The organism is Pantoea sp. JZ2 (assembly GCF_035191405.1).
Classification (GTDB): Bacteria; Pseudomonadota; Gammaproteobacteria; order Enterobacterales; family Enterobacteriaceae; genus Pantoea; species Pantoea stewartii.
This window is the reverse complement of the sequence record NZ_CP045247.1, coordinates 1,125,026-1,141,166: the sequence shown is the minus strand read 5'-3', so window position 1 is coordinate 1,141,166 and position 16,141 is coordinate 1,125,026. Positions and strand designations below refer to the sequence as shown.

17 protein-coding genes are annotated in these 16,141 nt (G+C 55.2%); 11 read left to right on the top strand and 6 right to left on the bottom strand.

Going from position 1 to position 16,141, the window contains the following annotated elements; all coding sequences use genetic code 11:
* The first annotated feature begins 227 nt into the window (after window positions 1-227).
* On the top strand, window positions 228-1,238 hold the full coding sequence (locus GC087_RS05590) for an aminopeptidase (RefSeq protein ID WP_006120741.1): 1,011 nt from the start codon (window positions 228-230) through the stop codon (window positions 1,236-1,238).
* A gap of 9 nt (window positions 1,239-1,247) precedes the next feature.
* A complete protein-coding gene (locus GC087_RS05585) occupies window positions 1,248-1,532 on the top strand; it encodes a YciI family protein (RefSeq protein ID WP_033739545.1) in 285 nt (94 codons plus the stop codon).
* Between the two features lie 43 nt (window positions 1,533-1,575).
* Here GC087_RS05585 and GC087_RS05580 read toward each other — a convergent pair whose 3' ends face one another.
* Complete coding sequence (locus GC087_RS05580) at window positions 1,576-2,328, bottom strand: IclR family transcriptional regulator (RefSeq protein ID WP_033739547.1); 753 nt, start codon at window positions 2,326-2,328, stop codon at window positions 1,576-1,578.
* A 362-nt stretch (window positions 2,329-2,690) separates the two neighbouring features.
* On the opposite strand from GC087_RS05580, the gene GC087_RS05575 reads away from it, so the two are divergent.
* The 6 genes from GC087_RS05575 to GC087_RS05550 all read left to right on the top strand — a co-directional run bounded on the left by GC087_RS05575 (window position 2,691) and on the right by GC087_RS05550 (window position 7,490).
* On the top strand, window positions 2,691-3,083 hold the full coding sequence (locus tag GC087_RS05575) for a RidA family protein (RefSeq protein ID WP_033739549.1): 393 nt from the start codon (window positions 2,691-2,693) through the stop codon (window positions 3,081-3,083).
* Between the two features lie 122 nt (window positions 3,084-3,205).
* Window positions 3,206-4,048, top strand: coding sequence for an ABC transporter substrate-binding protein (locus GC087_RS05570; RefSeq protein WP_039338353.1), 843 nt, complete (start codon window positions 3,206-3,208; stop codon window positions 4,046-4,048).
* 48 nt (window positions 4,049-4,096) lie between these two features.
* Complete coding sequence (locus tag GC087_RS05565) at window positions 4,097-4,834, top strand: amino acid ABC transporter permease (RefSeq protein ID WP_039338355.1); 738 nt, start codon at window positions 4,097-4,099, stop codon at window positions 4,832-4,834.
* Window positions 4,831-5,472 carry an amino acid ABC transporter permease gene (locus tag GC087_RS05560; RefSeq protein ID WP_006120747.1) on the top strand — a complete coding sequence of 214 codons (642 nt, stop codon included), beginning with the start codon at window positions 4,831-4,833 and terminating at the stop codon, window positions 5,470-5,472. The genes GC087_RS05565 and GC087_RS05560 overlap by 4 nt, the downstream gene beginning before the upstream one ends.
* Window positions 5,472-6,209: an amino acid ABC transporter ATP-binding protein gene (locus GC087_RS05555; RefSeq protein WP_324030584.1), complete on the top strand. Its 738-nt coding sequence runs from the start codon at window positions 5,472-5,474 to the stop codon at window positions 6,207-6,209. Before GC087_RS05560 ends, GC087_RS05555 begins: the two co-directional genes overlap by 1 nt.
* Before the next feature lie 9 nt (window positions 6,210-6,218).
* Window positions 6,219-7,490, top strand: a complete 1,272-nt coding sequence (locus GC087_RS05550) for an alanine racemase (protein ID WP_324029891.1) — start codon at window positions 6,219-6,221, stop codon at window positions 7,488-7,490.
* Between the two features lie 91 nt (window positions 7,491-7,581).
* Here GC087_RS05550 and GC087_RS05545 read toward each other — a convergent pair whose 3' ends face one another.
* From GC087_RS05545 to cysJ, 3 genes are read right to left on the bottom strand one after another with little or no spacing between them, the layout of a single operon-like run.
* A complete protein-coding gene (locus GC087_RS05545; RefSeq protein WP_006120753.1) occupies window positions 7,582-8,313 on the bottom strand; it encodes a phosphoadenylyl-sulfate reductase in 732 nt (243 codons plus the stop codon).
* Window positions 8,310-10,031 (bottom strand): assimilatory sulfite reductase (NADPH) hemoprotein subunit, encoded by a 1,722-nt coding sequence (cysI, locus tag GC087_RS05540; protein WP_324029889.1) that lies wholly within the window; start codon window positions 10,029-10,031, stop codon window positions 8,310-8,312. The genes GC087_RS05545 and cysI overlap by 4 nt, the downstream gene beginning before the upstream one ends.
* Window positions 10,031-11,833 carry an NADPH-dependent assimilatory sulfite reductase flavoprotein subunit gene (gene cysJ, locus GC087_RS05535; RefSeq protein ID WP_324029887.1) on the bottom strand — a complete coding sequence of 601 codons (1,803 nt, stop codon included), beginning with the start codon at window positions 11,831-11,833 and terminating at the stop codon, window positions 10,031-10,033. The genes cysI and cysJ overlap by 1 nt, the downstream gene beginning before the upstream one ends.
* 276 nt (window positions 11,834-12,109) lie before the next feature.
* Between cysJ and GC087_RS05530 the strand changes: the two genes are divergently transcribed.
* The 3 genes from GC087_RS05530 to GC087_RS05520 all read left to right on the top strand — a co-directional run bounded on the left by GC087_RS05530 (window position 12,110) and on the right by GC087_RS05520 (window position 14,189).
* On the top strand, window positions 12,110-12,937 hold the full coding sequence (locus GC087_RS05530) for an arylamine N-acetyltransferase family protein (RefSeq protein ID WP_324029885.1): 828 nt from the start codon (window positions 12,110-12,112) through the stop codon (window positions 12,935-12,937).
* Between the two features lie 133 nt (window positions 12,938-13,070).
* Window positions 13,071-13,430 carry a 6-carboxytetrahydropterin synthase QueD gene (queD, locus tag GC087_RS05525; protein WP_006120757.1) on the top strand — a complete coding sequence of 120 codons (360 nt, stop codon included), beginning with the start codon at window positions 13,071-13,073 and terminating at the stop codon, window positions 13,428-13,430.
* Between the two features lie 159 nt (window positions 13,431-13,589).
* Window positions 13,590-14,189, top strand: coding sequence for an inorganic diphosphatase (locus tag GC087_RS05520; RefSeq protein ID WP_039338364.1), 600 nt, complete (start codon window positions 13,590-13,592; stop codon window positions 14,187-14,189).
* A 33-nt stretch (window positions 14,190-14,222) separates the two neighbouring features.
* Here GC087_RS05520 and queE read toward each other — a convergent pair whose 3' ends face one another.
* On the bottom strand, window positions 14,223-14,894 hold the full coding sequence (queE, locus tag GC087_RS05515; protein ID WP_006120759.1) for a 7-carboxy-7-deazaguanine synthase QueE: 672 nt from the start codon (window positions 14,892-14,894) through the stop codon (window positions 14,223-14,225).
* Between the two features lie 125 nt (window positions 14,895-15,019).
* On the bottom strand, window positions 15,020-16,135 hold the full coding sequence (locus GC087_RS05510; RefSeq protein WP_324029883.1) for an endonuclease/exonuclease/phosphatase family protein: 1,116 nt from the start codon (window positions 16,133-16,135) through the stop codon (window positions 15,020-15,022).
* Window positions 16,136-16,141: the final 6 nt, after the last annotated feature.

Below are 16,141 nucleotides of genomic sequence, written 5' to 3'. Positions count from 1 at the left end.
CGTTATCGCGACTATACGTTCCCTAGTGAATTGAGATGAAATTACGAATTGGAATGAGATGTTACCGAATGGAATAACGCTAAAGAAAAGCTCAGAACAAAATGTGCTTAGCGGATGATCCTACAGGCCTTTCAGGACGATTCAAATTGTGTAATGAGCATCACAGTTTCATACTAGGCCACAAAAAATGCCCCTCCTTTTTAGGAATAAGCCACAAGGAACCCGACATGCTTGCCTTTCTCCGCCTGGCCGCACTGCTTGGTGGCAGCGTGATCTTCAGCGCTCAGGCCCTGACCGACCTCACAGGACACTTCGCCGAACAGCAGGTCCGTCATATCTCAACGTACTTTCCCGGTCGCATGAGCGGCAGCCCGGCCGAGTTGATGGCGGCGGAATACCTGCAACATCAGTTTACGGCCCTGGGGTTTGAAACCAATACCCGACAGTTCAATACGGGTTACACATGGCAGGAACGTGATGGCACATCACGCTGGCGCAAGCTTACCGCGACCTCGGTGATCGCCGCACGGGAAGGCAGCGCCCCACAGGAAATTCTGGTGATTGCCAGCCTGGATACCTGGATTCCACTCAGCGACAATGAGCAGGCGCGCGGCCTGGGTGGCCTGCGTTTGCAAGGCGTGGATGATAATGCTTCCGGATTAGGCGTGATGCTGGAACTGGCTAAGCAGTTAAGCCATAAGCCGCTTCATTACGGGGTGCGCTTTGTGGCGCTCAGCGCCAGCGAATCCCATCTGCATGGCATGGACGATTATGTGGCGCGCATGAGCGAGAAAGAGAAGAAGAATACGCTGCTGGTAATCGATCTCAACAGTTTGATTACGGGCGACCACCTCTATTTCAACAGCGGTATGAACACGCCGCGTGCCGTACGCAAACAGACCAGCGAACGCGCCCTGCTGCTGGCGCGTCGTTTTGGCATTTCCGCCGCCAGTCGTCAGCTCACGAAAAATGACTTTCACGGTGTCAATCCTTTCGATGCGGCAGGTTTTCCCTTACTGGATGTCACCGCCAGAAACTGGAACGCAGGCAGCAAAGACGGCGACCAACAGCGCCGCCGTTCCCGGCATTTCCCTGACGGTACCACCTGGCATCAGACCGACCGCGACAATCTGGATTTCCTGGATCACTGGCTGCCCGGTCGTATCAGTCTGCGCACCCATGACAGTGTGAAAGTCCTGCTGCCGTTACTGAGTGAACTAACCAACCCCAAAGTGTGAGGAGCTACGATGTACATCGTTTACCTGAACTATTTCCGCCCGATTGAGGACGTCGAGGCCCTGCTGGCTCCGCACATTACGTGGCTGGATCAGCATTTTAACAGCGGCGACTTTATCGCTGCGGGCCGAAAGGATCCGCGTACCGGCGGCATGATTATGGTCAAAGCAATGCCGCGCGCCCGGTTAGATCACATTCTGGCGGACGATCCTTTCGTTGCGGTGGCCCATTACGAGGTCACTAACGTCAACATCACGCGCGCAGCCGATGAAGTCGCGGTCCTCAAAGGTTATTAGCACGTCAGTGTGACCGACAGAAGAAGCAGGCTCTTCTGTCGGTTCAGGTAAAGTCAGACAGCTTTTGCCCCGCGTTAATAAGCGTTTTTAACAGCATCTGACGTCGCTCCTCGGGCGTATCCCGACTGACCATAAAACAAATCGCGGCCACGGCCAGATCGTTTCGGGCGCGAATCGGGGCGGCCATACAACAGGTAAAACTTTCAGACAGCCCTTCCGTCATCGAATAGCCCTGATGGCCCGCCCGATGAATATCGGTCAGAAAAGCCTGCTTATCTAAGACGTTACCATTGGCCAGCCGGTAATCCTCCTCGGGGATCAGGGCCAGAATCGCCTCATCACTCCAGTTACTCAACAGCAGACGGCCCGTTGCGGTCCAGGGAATCGGAATTTTAACGCCGATGTCTGAGGTGATTTTGAAAGGATGCGCATTGCTCTCTGACAGCACCACCGTATATTTATTGCCTTCCAGCATGCACAGCTGCACGGTTTCGCCATGCTCAGCAACCATCTCGATCATTAATTGATGCGCGCGGCGAATCAGAGGATTGTGCGCCATGTAGTCCGCACCGTAATAGTGCATTTCGCGGCCAAAATACACGCTGCCTTCTGCATCCAGTTCAACCAGCCCTGCCTCACTCAGCAGATTAACCAGTTCATAAACGCTGGAACGCGGCGCACCGGTCGCTTCAATCAGTTCGCGCATCGCCATCGGCTGGCGGGCAATATGCAGCTGACGGAAAATATCAATTACGCGGTCCACGCCGCGCGCTCTGGCGGGTTTATCTTCCTGCATACCACTTTTCTCCTACCGGCATCGCCACGTTAAATCGGTTCAGGCCGCCATCATACACAGCCAACATGTTTTTACCTGAGTACGCGCACAATAACCATCCTTTTCTTTTTTCTCCTGATGCTAATTATTGGGGCACCAAAAACGCGCACGCTGAATTAAAAAAAGAGACATCGATCACTTTTAATTTAAAAAACTAATCATTGATAAAAAATATTCGTGAGCCATACGTTAATGCTAAAAAATAATCCCGTTACTCGCTATTGCAAAATAATTAACATTGTGCAAATCTCGACCTATCCGGTATTGCAGATTTAATTCCGGTATACCAGACAAAGCAAGGTGACGATTTTAAGGGCATAAGTATGACTATCAAGCGTTACGGTACGGAAGGCGGCGTCGGAACCGGAGGACAAAAACTGCCTTTTGCACGTGCGGTCGAAGCCGATGGCTGGCTTTATATCTCCGGACAAACACCGATGACAGGCGGTGAAGTCGTAGAGGGCGGCATCATTGAGCAAACACGGCTGGCCTTTGAAAACTGCCTGACCATCATGCGGGAAGCGGGTTATCAGATTAAGGACGTGGTGCATGTGACGGCGGTCCTGACGGATGCCCGGTACTTTAGTTCATTTAATAAAGTGTTTAGTGAACTTTTTCACGACCATCCGCCCGCCCGAATCTGCAGCGTGCAGGACCTGGTTGTGGATTGCAAAGTCGAAGTCGATATGACGTGTTTTAATGCCGGACGAAAATAATAGCTGCGGTTTATTCGCCTGGTAAAAATAAACGCATCCAACAGAAAAGCCATAATTAAAAATATCCCGCCACATTATTTAATAATGTTGGTGATATCCCTCTTTTATTTGAGAGAAGAAATATGAATACCACTTTCCAGCAAAATGTATTCGTCCGGCTCCTTCCCGCTCTGCTCACCGTCGCGGCGCTGACCGGTTGTACACCGACCGAAAATAAAAACGAAACCGCAGGTGCAGCACCGCCATCCACGCTACAAACCGTTCTTCAGCGCGGCACATTGCGGGTGGGCGATTGCCTGAGTTTTGCACCGTTCGGTTTTTACGATAAAGCGGGTAATCCGGATGGTTACGATGTCGACCTGGCGAAAGCGCTGGCAAAAGAGATGGGCGTCAAACTGGAAATGGTGAATACCACCAGCGCTAACCGTATTCCCAATCTGCAAACCAACAAAGTGGATGTCGTGTTCTGTAATTTCACCCGTAACCTGACGCGCGCGAAAGAGATTGGCTTTACTCAGCCCTACGTGGTGGCCAGTGAAGCCATGCTGGTGCGTAAAGCGAGCGGGATCAAATCGGCCCACGACATGGCGGGCAAAACCATTGCGACCGTGAAAGGCTCGACCAACGGCGACGAAGTACGCAGCATGGGGATCGACGTGAAGATTCAGGAATATGACTCTTCTCAGGCCGCTATCCTGGCGGTGAAACAGGGACAAGCCGATGCGATGATTGAGGATAACAACTTCCTCGCCTACCAGGCCAAGCTCGATCCGACGCTGGAAGTGACAAACGAAGCGCTGGTCCCGCTGGAATATAACGCGTTTGGTGTTAAACAGGGCGATCAGATCTGGACGAACTACCTCAACGAGTTCCTGTTTGAAATTAATGCATCCGGTGAGAATGCCCAGCTCTACCAGAAATGGTTTGGCAGTAAACCTCGCTATCCGCTGAATCCGCAGTTCTGACCAGAGAGGACGCAGGTGATGTCCTGCGTCCTGTTAAGGAGGCTTCCTATGCGCTATCAATGGCTGACACTCTGGCAGTATGCCGACACCTTTCTCGCCGCGACCTGGCTGACGCTTCAGGTGACGCTGCTGGCGTTTATGCTGGCGCTGGCGCTGGGATTGCTGGCTGCCGTGGCAAAAGCCGCCCGCTTTGCGCCTGTTCGCTGGCTGAGCCACGGCTATGTTGAATTTATCCGTAACACGCCCGTGCTGTTGCAAATATTCATCGTGTTCTTTGGGCTGCCTTCGCTGGGCATCACCATGAGTGCGTTTACGGCGGGTGTGCTGGCGTTGGGCATTAACGTCGGAGCCTATCTGGCCGAGATTTTCCGGGCCGGGATTCAGTCGGTTCCTAAAGGTCAGCTGGAAGCCGCCTGGATTTTGGGCATCAGCCGCCGCCAGATGTTTATCAATGTGGTCATGCCCCAGGCAGCGCGCGCGGTCTGGCCCGCTATCGTGAATAACCTGATTCAACTGTTGCTGGGCACCTCACTGCTGTCAGCGATTGCGTTGCCGGAACTGACGGGCACAGCCACCGTGATTAACGCCCGGACGCTGCTCTACATCCAGACCTTTAGCGTTGTCGCGCTGGTCTACCTGTTTCTCAGCAACCTGTTCTCGTGGTTAGGGACGGTTGCGGGACGTCGGCTGTTCATGCCACCGCTGGTCGTCGCCGTAAAAAGGCCGCTCTGGTCACAGGCCAGAAAAATGCTGTCACCTTCCGCTAAACAGGAGCCGGTCCAATGAGCGAACTGATTCTCAGCAGCCTGCCATTGTTGTGGCGCGGTCTGATAATTACGTTGTTGCTGTCGGTTGCCGCCATTGTCGGCAGTACCTTGCTTGGCCTTCTGGCCGCCGTCTTGCGGACCAGCCGTCTGCCTGTCGCCCGGCAGATTGCGGTGATCTATACCGAGCTGTTTCGCGGCACACCGGTTTTGATCACGCTGATGTTTATCTACTTTGGCGTGGCGTATTTTGGCTATGACATCAACCTGTTTGCCGCAGGCATTTTGGGGCTGAGCATTTATCAGGGCGCATACATTGCCGAGATCTTTCGTGGTGGCATTGAGGCGGTCCCGAAAGGCCAGTGGGAGGTTTCCTGGATCCTCGGCCTGTCCAGACGACAGACCTTCACCAGCGTTATCCTGCCGCAAACCCGTGGGATCGTCTTGCCCCCGCTTGTCGGCCAGTATCTGTCGCTCATCAAAGATACCTCGATTGTCAGCATGATCGGCATGTCTGAACTGATGCATCAGGGCCAGGCCATCGTTGATCGTATCGGGCAGCCGGTGCTGATTTATGGTCTGGTCGCCCTGCTCTACTTCGCGCTTTGTTACCCGCTTTCTCGCTGGGTGCAACACCAGCAAACCAGGAACCCGTTATGATGAAAAATGCAGCCATTACCCTGAGCCGGATCACGAAGTCATTCGGCGCGACTCAGGTTCTGAAAGAAATCAGTCTGGATGTCTCGCCGGGCGAGGTTCTGGTGCTGATCGGAGCGTCCGGTTCGGGTAAAAGTACGGTACTGCGCATTATGAGCGGTCTGGAAAAAGCCGACGGCGGCGAAATTTGGGTTAACGGCATACCGCTGCACGATCAAAAACGGAGTCGCGATATCTGTGGGCACGTCGGCATGGTGTTTCAGCAGTTCAATCTGTTTCCCCACAAAACGGCACTGGGCAACGTCACGCTGGCCTTGATTAAAGATCAGAAACTCTCCGTCGCAGAGGCAAACGCGCGCGGCATGGCCGCGCTGGAACGCGTCGGACTGGCTGACCGCGCCGGCCACTATCCTTCTCAGCTTTCGGGCGGACAACAGCAACGTGTGGCTATCGCACGCGCGCTGGCGGTACAGCCCAAAATCATGTTTTTCGACGAAGCGACCTCCGCACTCGATCCCGAATTAGTCGGCGAAGTCATGGAAGTCATGCGCGGGCTGGCGCGTGAAGGGATGACCATGGTTGTGGTGACGCATGAGATGGGCTTTGCCCGCAAAACCGCTGACCGGGTGGTGTTTATGGATCAGGGCGTGATTGCCGAACAGGGCACACCAGACGCCATTTTCGGGCATCCCCAGAATCCACGCACGCAACAGTTTCTGTCACGCGTTCTTGAGCATTAAGGAGCCGCTATGTCTTTACGTCTTCCGCTAAACGCGGATGCCACGCTGGATGCCGCGCAGCCATCGCCCCGTTTTAAATCCGTTGCCGGTACCGGCGCGGCGCCGCTTGAGATCGGCACCGACGTCCTGCGCAGCGCAGCGGTGTTTTCGCCGGTGATGGTCATGAAACAGGCCGCACTGGAGAATAACCTGCAGCAACTCGCGGCATTCTGTCGCGAAAAAGGTGTCATGCTGGCGGCGCACGGTAAAACGTCGATGGCACCGACCATCTTACGGCGAGCTGTCAGTCAGGGCGGTGCATGGGGCATCAGCGCCGCCACGCCCGCTCAGGTCCGTGCCCTGCGACACTTTGGTATCCGCAATGTCTTTCTGGCAAACGAGTTAGTCGATCCTGCCGGTATTCGCTGGATCGGTGAATGGCAGCGCCAGCATCCTGACCACGGCTTTCTCTGTTATGTGGACTCACTGGCGGGCATCACGCTGCTGGAAGAGAACCTGGGCGATACGGCCATTGCCGTGTTGATTGAAGTATCGATTCCCGGCGGCAGAACAGGATGCCGAACCGAGGAGGAAGTGCTGAGGATAGCTGAACGCATCGCCCAGAGTCGTCACCTGCAGCTTGTCGGTGTCGCGGGCTATGAAGGGGCGCTGGGTGCCGCGCGTGATGCAGCGGGCGTGGCGTTAATTCAGCACTACTGCAACGTCATGTTATCTACCGCCACTCTGCTGGCTGAACGCCAGCTGTTTCAGAGTGAGACCATTCTGCTGAGCGCCGGTGGGGGGGCCTGGTTTGATGTGGTGACAGCGTGCTTTACCCAGGCCACGCTGCCGCTACCGGTTCAGCCTTTAATTCGCTCGGGGGCGTATATGGCACACGACAGCGGTCTCTATTCCCGTATCGCCCCCTTTGCGCAGCCGGGCTCAGGCCACCATTTTGAAGCCGCGCTGGAAATCTGGGGGCGCGTACTGTCCCGTCCGGAACCGGGACTGGCGCTGCTGGACTTTGGCCGACGCGATGTCCCTTTCGATCAGGATTTACCTGTCCCGCTATGGATGCGTGCCGCTGACGGCAGCGCATCGCGATCCGGCACGCATCTGTCGATCAGCGAGGTTAACGATCAGCATGCCTATCTGCGCCTTCCCGCGGATGAATCCCTTCAGCCGGGCGACTGGGTAGGATGCGGTATTTCTCATCCCTGTACCGCTTTTGATAAGTGGCGCTATCTTCCGCTGGTCGATGACGACTACCGCGTCGTGGACAGCGTAGAAACCGCGTTCTGACCGCAGAGAATCTCCACCGCTGAGGCCGCGACCCGGCCCATAACAAAACGGGCGATTCATCCGAATCGCCCGTTTTGTTATGCTGCCTTCATCAGCCTTCGTGCAAGCCGCACTCGCGTTTCAGGCCAAAGAAACGTGTTTCTTCTTCCGCCATGCCCGGTTCCCACTTACGCGTGGTGTGCGTATCTCCCACCGACAGGTAGCCTTCGTCCCACAACGGATGGTATTTCAGATTATGGGTTTGCAGATACTGATGAACCTGGCGGTTATCCCAGTCAATAATCGGCAGCACTTTAAACACACCGCGCTGAACGCCCAGCACCGGCAGACTGGCACGACTGCCTGACTGATCGCGACGCAGGCCCGCAAACCAGGTCTGGGCGCCCAGCGTTTCCAGTGCCCGGTTCATCGGCTCAACTTTGTTGATTTGATTGTACTGCTCAATGCCTTCAACCCCTTGTTCCCACAGCTTGCCATAACGCGCTTCCTGCCAGGCAGGCGACGTTTCGGCGCGGAACACCTTCAGGTTGAGATTGAGCTGGTCGGCCAGCTCATCTATAAAGCGATACGTTTCCGGAAACAGATAGCCCGTATCCGTGAGGATAACCGGAATATCGGGTTGCACACGCGTGACCAGATGTAGCGATACGGCAGCCTGAATACCAAAGCTGGACGAGAGCACATAAGCACCCGGCAGGTTTTCCAGTGCCCAGCTTACGCGTTCTTCCGCAGAGGCTTTTTCCAGTTGGGCATTCGTCGCGGCCAGCGCCATCGCGCGCTGGACCTTCGACATCGCATTCAGTGCTGCAAGATCGATACTCATTTTGCCTCCTGCCAGAAGTCGCGCGCAGGGTCCTGCACCGGTGCAACGATGCCCGCACGGATCACGAAGTCGCCAAAGCCTTCTGCGGCCTCGCGCTCTTTCGCCCAGCGCCCTACCAGCTCATCAATTGTGGCGAGAATTTCAGGTTCGGTAATGTTTTCACGGTACATACGTGGGATGCGCGTGCCGATACGGTTACCCCCAATGTGCAGGTTGTAACGCCCTGGCGCTTTCCCGACCAGGCCCACTTCTGCCAGCATCGCACGGCCACAGCCGTTCGGACAACCGGTAACGCGTAGCACGATGTGCTCTTCACCGACGCCGTGATTGTGCATGATCGCTTCAACCCGGGTGACGAAAGACGGCAGGAAACGCTCAGCCTCCGCCATAGCCAGTGGACAGGTCGGAAACGCCACGCAGGCCATTGAGTTTTCTCGCTGCGGCGTCACATTTTCCATCAGGCCATGTTCACGGGCAATCGCCTCAATCTGCGCTTTCTGGCTTTCTGGCACGCCCGCCACGATCAGATTCTGGTTGGCGGTCAGGCGGAAATCGCCCTGATGGATTTTGGCGATTTCGGCGATGCCGCTTTTTAACGGACGTCCCGGATAATCCAGCAGACGGCCGTTTTCAATGAACAGCGTCAGATGCCATTTGTTGTCGATCCCTTTGATCCAGCCGAAACGATCGCCGCGTGTAGTGAATTCGTAAGGGCGCGTCGGCTCAAACATCACACCGGCGCGCTTCTCAACTTCGGCCTTAAAGGTGTCAACGCCCACGCGCTCCAGCGTGTATTTGGTTTTGGCGTTTTTACGATCGGTACGGTTGCCCCAGTCGCGCTGCGTGGTAACCACCGCCGCGGCGACGTCCAGAATCTTCTCTACCGGAAAATAGCCGAATTCGCTGGCGGTACGGGCATAGGTCGCTTTGTTACCGTGCTCAATGGACAAACCGCCGCCCACCAGCAGGTTAAAGCCGACCAGCTTGCCGTTTTCCGCAATGGCAATAAAGTTCAGATCGTTAGCGTGCAGATCGACATCATTGTGCGGCGGGATCACCACCGTGGTTTTAAACTTACGCGGCAGGTAGGTTTCCCCCAGGATCGGCTCTTCGTCGGTTGTGGCGACTTTCTCCTGATCCCACCAGATCTCAGCATAGGCGCGGGTTTGCGGCAGCAGATGTTCTGACAGCTTTTTCGCCCATTCGTAGGCTTCCTGATGCAACGCGGATTCCACCGGGTTGGAGGTACACAGGACGTTACGGTTAACGTCATTCGCCGTCGCCAGCGCATCCAGCCCCACTTCGTGCAGCATCTGATGCGTAGGTTTGACGTTCTTTTTCAGGATGCCGTGAAACTGGAACGTCTGACGGTTCGTCAGACGAATGCTGCCGTAGAGCGTTTTCTCGGTGGCAAACTTATCGATCGCCAGCCACTGGGTCGGCGTGATAATCCCACCCGGCAGGCGGCAGCGCAGCATCATGGCATGGCGCGGTTCCAGCTTTTGCTCGGCGCGTTCTGCGCGAATATCGCGATCATCCTGCTGGTACATGCCGTGAAAACGGATCAGCAGGAAGTTGTCGCCGCTGAAACCACCGGTCAGTCCATCCTCAAGATCGTCAAGAATGGTTCCACGCAGATAATTGCTCTCTTTTTTTAACCGCTCTGCATCTGTCAGTTTGCCTTCAACCACCAGCGGTCCAGGGTATTTTTCAGTCATTAGTAAACGTCTCGCTGATAGCGGCGCTCAATGCGCAGCTCACTTAAAAATTCGTCAGCCGTTTCACGATCCATAGCACCGTGCTCGACCACCACATCCAGTAACGCCTGCTCAACGTCTCTTGCCATGCGATTTGCATCGCCGCAGACATACAGGTGCGCGCCATCCTGAATCCAGCGCCAGACTTCCGCACCCTTCGCGCGGATTTTATCTTGTACATATATTTTCTCTGCCTGATCGCGCGACCAGGCCAGATCGATGTGCGTTAACAGGCCGTCTTTAACATATTTCTGCCATTCAACCTGATACAGAAAGTCATCCGTAAAGTGCGGATTGCCAAAGAACAGCCAGTTTTTCCCGCTGGCCCCATCGTTATCACGCTGTTGCATAAAGGCGCGGAATGGGGCGATTCCGGTGCCCGGACCAATCATGATCACAGGTGCATCGGGATTCTCCGGCAGGCGGAAGTTATCATTATGTTCGATAAACACCCGGACTTCGCCGTCTTCTTCAACACGGTCTGCCAGCCAGGTTGATGCGCCGCCGCCACGCTGCCGTCCTTCGATATCAAAACGTACCGCACCCACGGTGATATGCACTTCGGTATCGGTCTCCGCCTGCGAAGAGGCAATCGAATACAAGCGCGGGGTTAAGGGACGCAGCAGGCCGGTCAGCTGCTCAGCCGTCAGTTGCGCAGGCGCCAGGCGAACCATATCGACAATCGGATAACGTTGCGCGTACTGTTGAAGTTTAGCTTTGTCATCCACCAGCGACAGCAGTTCGTCGTTGCGGGACAAAGTGGCGTACTGCGCAACAATTTGCGCGGTGTTGACCGTTAACTCGAAATGTTTCTGCAGCGCCTCTGCCAGCGGCAGCATCTGGCCCTGTACGTCAACCGGCTCATCGCCTTTTAACCACACCAGCTCCAGCAGTTCGCTGACCAACGCGGCATCGTTTTCATACCAGACGCCCAGCGCATCGCCGGGCTGGTAGCGCAAACCGGAATCGCCCAAATCAATTTCGATATGGCGGACGTCTTTATCCGAATCGCGGCCGGTGATTTTCTGATTGACCGATAAACTCGCGCTGAGGGGCTGCGTTTTGGAATAGGGGCTGGTGGACACTTCATTGACGCTGCCCGCCACGGTTGCCGCCGCCTGTGCGGGCGAGGCCGTCGGGACCCGTGCTTTCAGAATGTCGGTGAGCGCCTTGCGCCAGGCGCTGGCCTGCTCAGCATAGTCAACATCGGCATCAACCCGATCCAGCAGGCGTTCCGCCCCCAGCTCAGCCAGCCGTGTATCGAAATCTTTGCCCGCCTTGCTGAAGAATTCATAGGAGGTGTCGCCCAGACCCAGTACGGCAAAAGCCGCACCGTCCATTTTGGGCGCTTTTTTCGACATCAGGAATTTATGCAGCGCAACGGCTTCTTCCGGCGGCTCGCCTTCCCCTTGCGTGGAGGTCACCACAATCAGCAGCTTTTCCTGGCCGATTTGTTTAAATTTGTAGTCGCCGGCGTTCACCAGATTCACGGTCAGCTTTGCGGCCTGCAGGTCATCGCGGAGCTGTTCAGCCACCCGACGGGCGTTGCCGGTTTGCGAGGCGGAAAGCAGCGTAATCGCGGGCGCTTCAGGCTGTGCCGGAGCGCTGGCCACCGCCTGACCAGGCGCATGATTGACTTTGCCCCAGAAGTAGCCGGAGAGCCACGCCATTTGAGTGGTGGAAAAATCTGTCGTTGCTGCCTCTAAACGGGCAAGTTGCTCCGGAGAGAGCGGAAGCAGTGAACCTGGTGCCTGAGTCGTCATCGCGATAAAAATTCCAGTAGCAGAAATCCGGACCGAATAGTGGCGGAAGAGAGAGAAGGGTACAGCCAGCTATATTAACGATTAAAGACGCCTTCGACATATCAAATAACCAAAATGACTAAATGGTTTTTCAGATACAATTAATCGTTAAAAGTGGTAATCCTGACAGTCATCAACAGACTCAAGTAATCATCCTTCCCGCTCTGATTAATGGCGGGTGATTGCCCTGAATACGTGGCATAACGAATTGCCAACGCGACGATACGAGAGGATCGGGTGCCTGAGACAGTAACTGCATTATCGCCTGCGCTGACAGAGCGAATCCTGGATAAACTGGGCCTGGATCACTCCCCTGCCCCAGATGCGGCCGGGCTTCAGGCGCTTTACCGCGCCTGGTGCCAGAAGGTGCCCTTCGACAATATCCGCCGGCGCATTCTCGCGAACGATCCTCCTTCCCAACCGTTGCCCGGCACTACGGCCGACGATTTTTTCACGCACTGGCTACAATTTGGCACCGGCGGCACCTGCTGGGCCGGTCATGGCGCACTCTTTGCGCTGCTCATGCAACTGGGATTTCGTGCGCAACTCGGTGTATCCAGGATGCTGTCCTCGCGTCCGTCCCCCGTCGATTCTCCCGGTCATGGTCTGCTGTTGGTCACCCTCGACGATCGTCCTTTGGTGGTGGATGCTACGATGCTTCATGGCCATCCGCTGCCGCTTGAGGTAGCAGAGTATGCGCATCCCGTCTGGGGCACGCAGGTTCATCAGCAGGGCGACAGTTGGTTGATTAACTGGAAGCCGTTAGGTCGGGCAAGGCTGAATTGTCAGCTCCTGGCGCTTAATATCCCCTTCGCTGACTTTCAGGCGCGCCATCAAAAAAGCCGCAACACCAGTCGCTTTGACGGTGCACTGCTGATTCGTCGGGCAGGTCATGAAACACTCACCGGCATCGTTAAAGGTGAGCAGGTAGTAAGAGCCCAGGACGGAAGCGAAAGCTTCACGCCGCTGTCACAATCACAACAACATCAGTTGTTAATTGAACATTTCGGTATCGCCGAAGAAATCGTGGCGCGTCTTCCCGCCGACGTGTCGCACAACGGTTAACGGCTTTATGCCGGGTTAACGCCCTGATGCGCTTAACCATTCTGGCGATTGGCTGAGCAAACTGCGCTTAACGGGTGCGAAAAAGCTGCTTTTCAGGTAGAATTCGGCCCGTTTTTAATGCCTGAGAGCGATTATGTCTACCACGTTATTTAAAGAGTTCCAGTTCGAAGCCGCACACCATTTACCTAATGTACCGGCCGGACACAAATGCGGTCGTTTGCACGGTCACTCCTTCCTGGTGCGTCTGGAAATCACCGGCGAAGTGGATGCGCATACCGGCTGGGTGATGGATTTTGCCGAACTGAAAGCGGCCTTTAAACCCCTTTATGACCGGCTTGATCATTATTACCTCAATGACATTCCGGGACTGGAGAATCCGACCAGCGAAGTGCTGGCCAAATGGATTTGGGATCATATGAAGCCTCGCCTGCCGTTGCTGAGCGCGGTCATGATCAAAGAAACCTGCACCGCAGGCTGTACCTACCGCGGTTAACCGGCCGCCCTTCGCCAACGGGCGGCTGATCGGACACAGGGTTGATCAGTCGGCAGGGTTGCTGACATGTGCATTGTAACGTTCCGTCGGCTGTCATCCCGCTGTCATCTTTACCGACCAGGCTGTTCTCTCCTTCATTAAAGATCATGAGAATCAACAATGAACCTGAGAAAGCCTTTTCTGGCCTTGTCCGTTTTTATCACTGCCTCTGCCGCCGTCCAGGCGGAAAACATCCTTAACTTCCCGCAACCCGAAACGCTGCCGGATGCCTTCTATGCCGTCACGGAAATTCCGGCAGGCGGCATCATTAAATATGAAACCGATGCGAAAACCGGTTTCATCGTTGCCGACCGTTTTCAGTCCATGCCGGTTGCGTATCCGGCTAACTACGGTTCGCTGACGCAATCACTGGGCGGTGATAACGATCCGCTGGATGTGATCTTCTATACGCGCGCCCCACTCGCCCCCGGGACACTCATTAAACTGCGCCCGATTGGCGTACTGAAAATGATCGACGGCGGCGAAGTGGATGACAAAATTGTCGCCGTACCCGCCAGTCATGTCGATCCAACCTATGATGCGATTCAGACGGTAGCCGATTTGCCCAAAATGGAGCAGCAGCGGCTGGAGGCTTTTTTTCGCGTTTACAAGGAACTGCCCGAGGGCCGTAAGAAGGTTGAGCTGAAAGGGTTTGAAGACGCGAACGCCGCAAAAGCGGAGATTAAGCAGGCTTATGAAACCTGGAAAGCGAAACAGTAAATGAAAAAGGCGGCCAGGGCCGCCTTTTTGCTGTCAGGCAATATTCAGGTATTTATGCGTCTGCATCGACAGGCGCCAGTTGCGCGCAATGCAGGTTTCGATACACAGTTTAGTCGCATCATCTTTGCGACTGATCGGCTGCAGCGCAATAATGCGCGCTTTCGTGTCCTGAATCCCGGCCAGTAAATCGTCTAAGGCCTCCACATCACGTTGCCGTGCTACCGGATGTTTGATCTCATCTGCACGGCTCAGCGCCTGTGCCAGGACATCATAACCGCCGCGCATATTAACCTTCGGCGACACGGTCACCCAGGTTTGTGCAGAGCAGTGGATTTCGTGGGTCCCGCTGGTTTCGATCTGGCACTGAAACCCTGCGGCTTCCAGCGCGTCGGTCAGTGGGCGCAAATCGTAGATGGCCGGTTCTCCGCCGGTGATCACAATGTGACGGGCCGTCCAGCCCTGTTGCGCGATGCTGCTGAGCAGCATTGGCACATCCGCGTTGCCCCAGGCATCGCTTTCCACCGTTTTAACCAGAATATCGCCTAATGCTGTTTCCCGATCCGCCTGTTTTTCCCAGGTGTGTTTGGTGTCACACCAACTGCATCCTACCGGACATCCCTGTAAGCGGATGAAAATCGCCGGCACGCCGGTGTAATAGCCTTCGCCTTGCAGCGTCTGGAACATTTCGTTAATCGGGTACTGCATAATCATCTCTGTGAAGTTTTAAAACGTGATTATCGCAGAACTCAGCGCTGAGATCATGTCAGGTGATGCTGAACCGACGCGATCTGCTGTGAACGCGCCAGGCGACAGAAGGACATCAGGCGGGATCAGAGGGTCAGATCCACCCACACCGCCGCATGATCAGACGCTGCATTGACCTCTTTTTTCAGTTCGGGATAGGTTTCCCATTTTACCGGGCGAACACCGGGCCACATCCCTTTGCGCCACACGCCGCCTTTTTCGACCTTTTTCCACAGGGCGGGCGACAGCAAAATATAGTCAATTTTATTACTGGCGCTGCAACCGCCCCAGGTACCGGGATAGCCACCGTTATCAAACTTTTCATGGGTAAAGATATCTTTCAGGTCGGTGTCCTTCAGCAACGGCGATAAGGCCTCGCTGTCTGGCGTGTCGTTAAAATCGCCCGTGATCGCGATCAGGGTTTGCCCGTCTTTAATGCGTTGCTGATATATCGCTTTGACCCGCTCCGCCTGCCGTTTACGGCGGGCGTCAGAGCTGGCTTTTGCACCGTACCCTTTGCTTTTAAAATGGTTAACCAGCACAAGCAGGGTTTGACCGTCGGGCAAAGGAATCGTGAATTCGGGACAGTCGCGCGAGAAAATCAGCTCGCCCTGTTTATCTTTGTCATCGACATGGCTTCGGATTATGTCGATAGCAAAGTCTGCCGCGCTCATTAGCCCGACATCAATGCCCCGCTCATCGTTGCCATCAATCACCATCACATGATTAAACGGCGTGCCGCCGCGGGCAGGCAGCATCGTGTTATTAAATTCCAGCAACGCGGGGCGGCTTTCTGCTTCCACGACCGTCAGGATATCCGCCCTGAGATCTGTCATGACCTGCGCCGTTAATCCCATAGCAATCTCGTCTATCGGCGCACGTCGCAGTTCCAGCGATCCGACCCAGTCAGCACGGCCATTGGCGATAATGCGAATGCCGCTGTTGTCTGTGGGTCGGGTCAACAGTTTACCCCGGTTGCGCCGCAGGAGAACAAAAGGCCCGGTGTCTGACTTTTGCAGTCCCAGCGCCACCATCAGTTCAACCATCTGTTTTTTCATCGCGTCGGTATACTCAGCCTGCCCCAGCAGGGCATTCAGCTCGGCGAATTTTTCGAGTACCGGTTTTCCTGCACGCCATTCGTTCTGATTCATCGCTCTGGCGCGATCAAACAGGTTTTCAACGTTATACGAAGCCAGCCTCACAGGTTT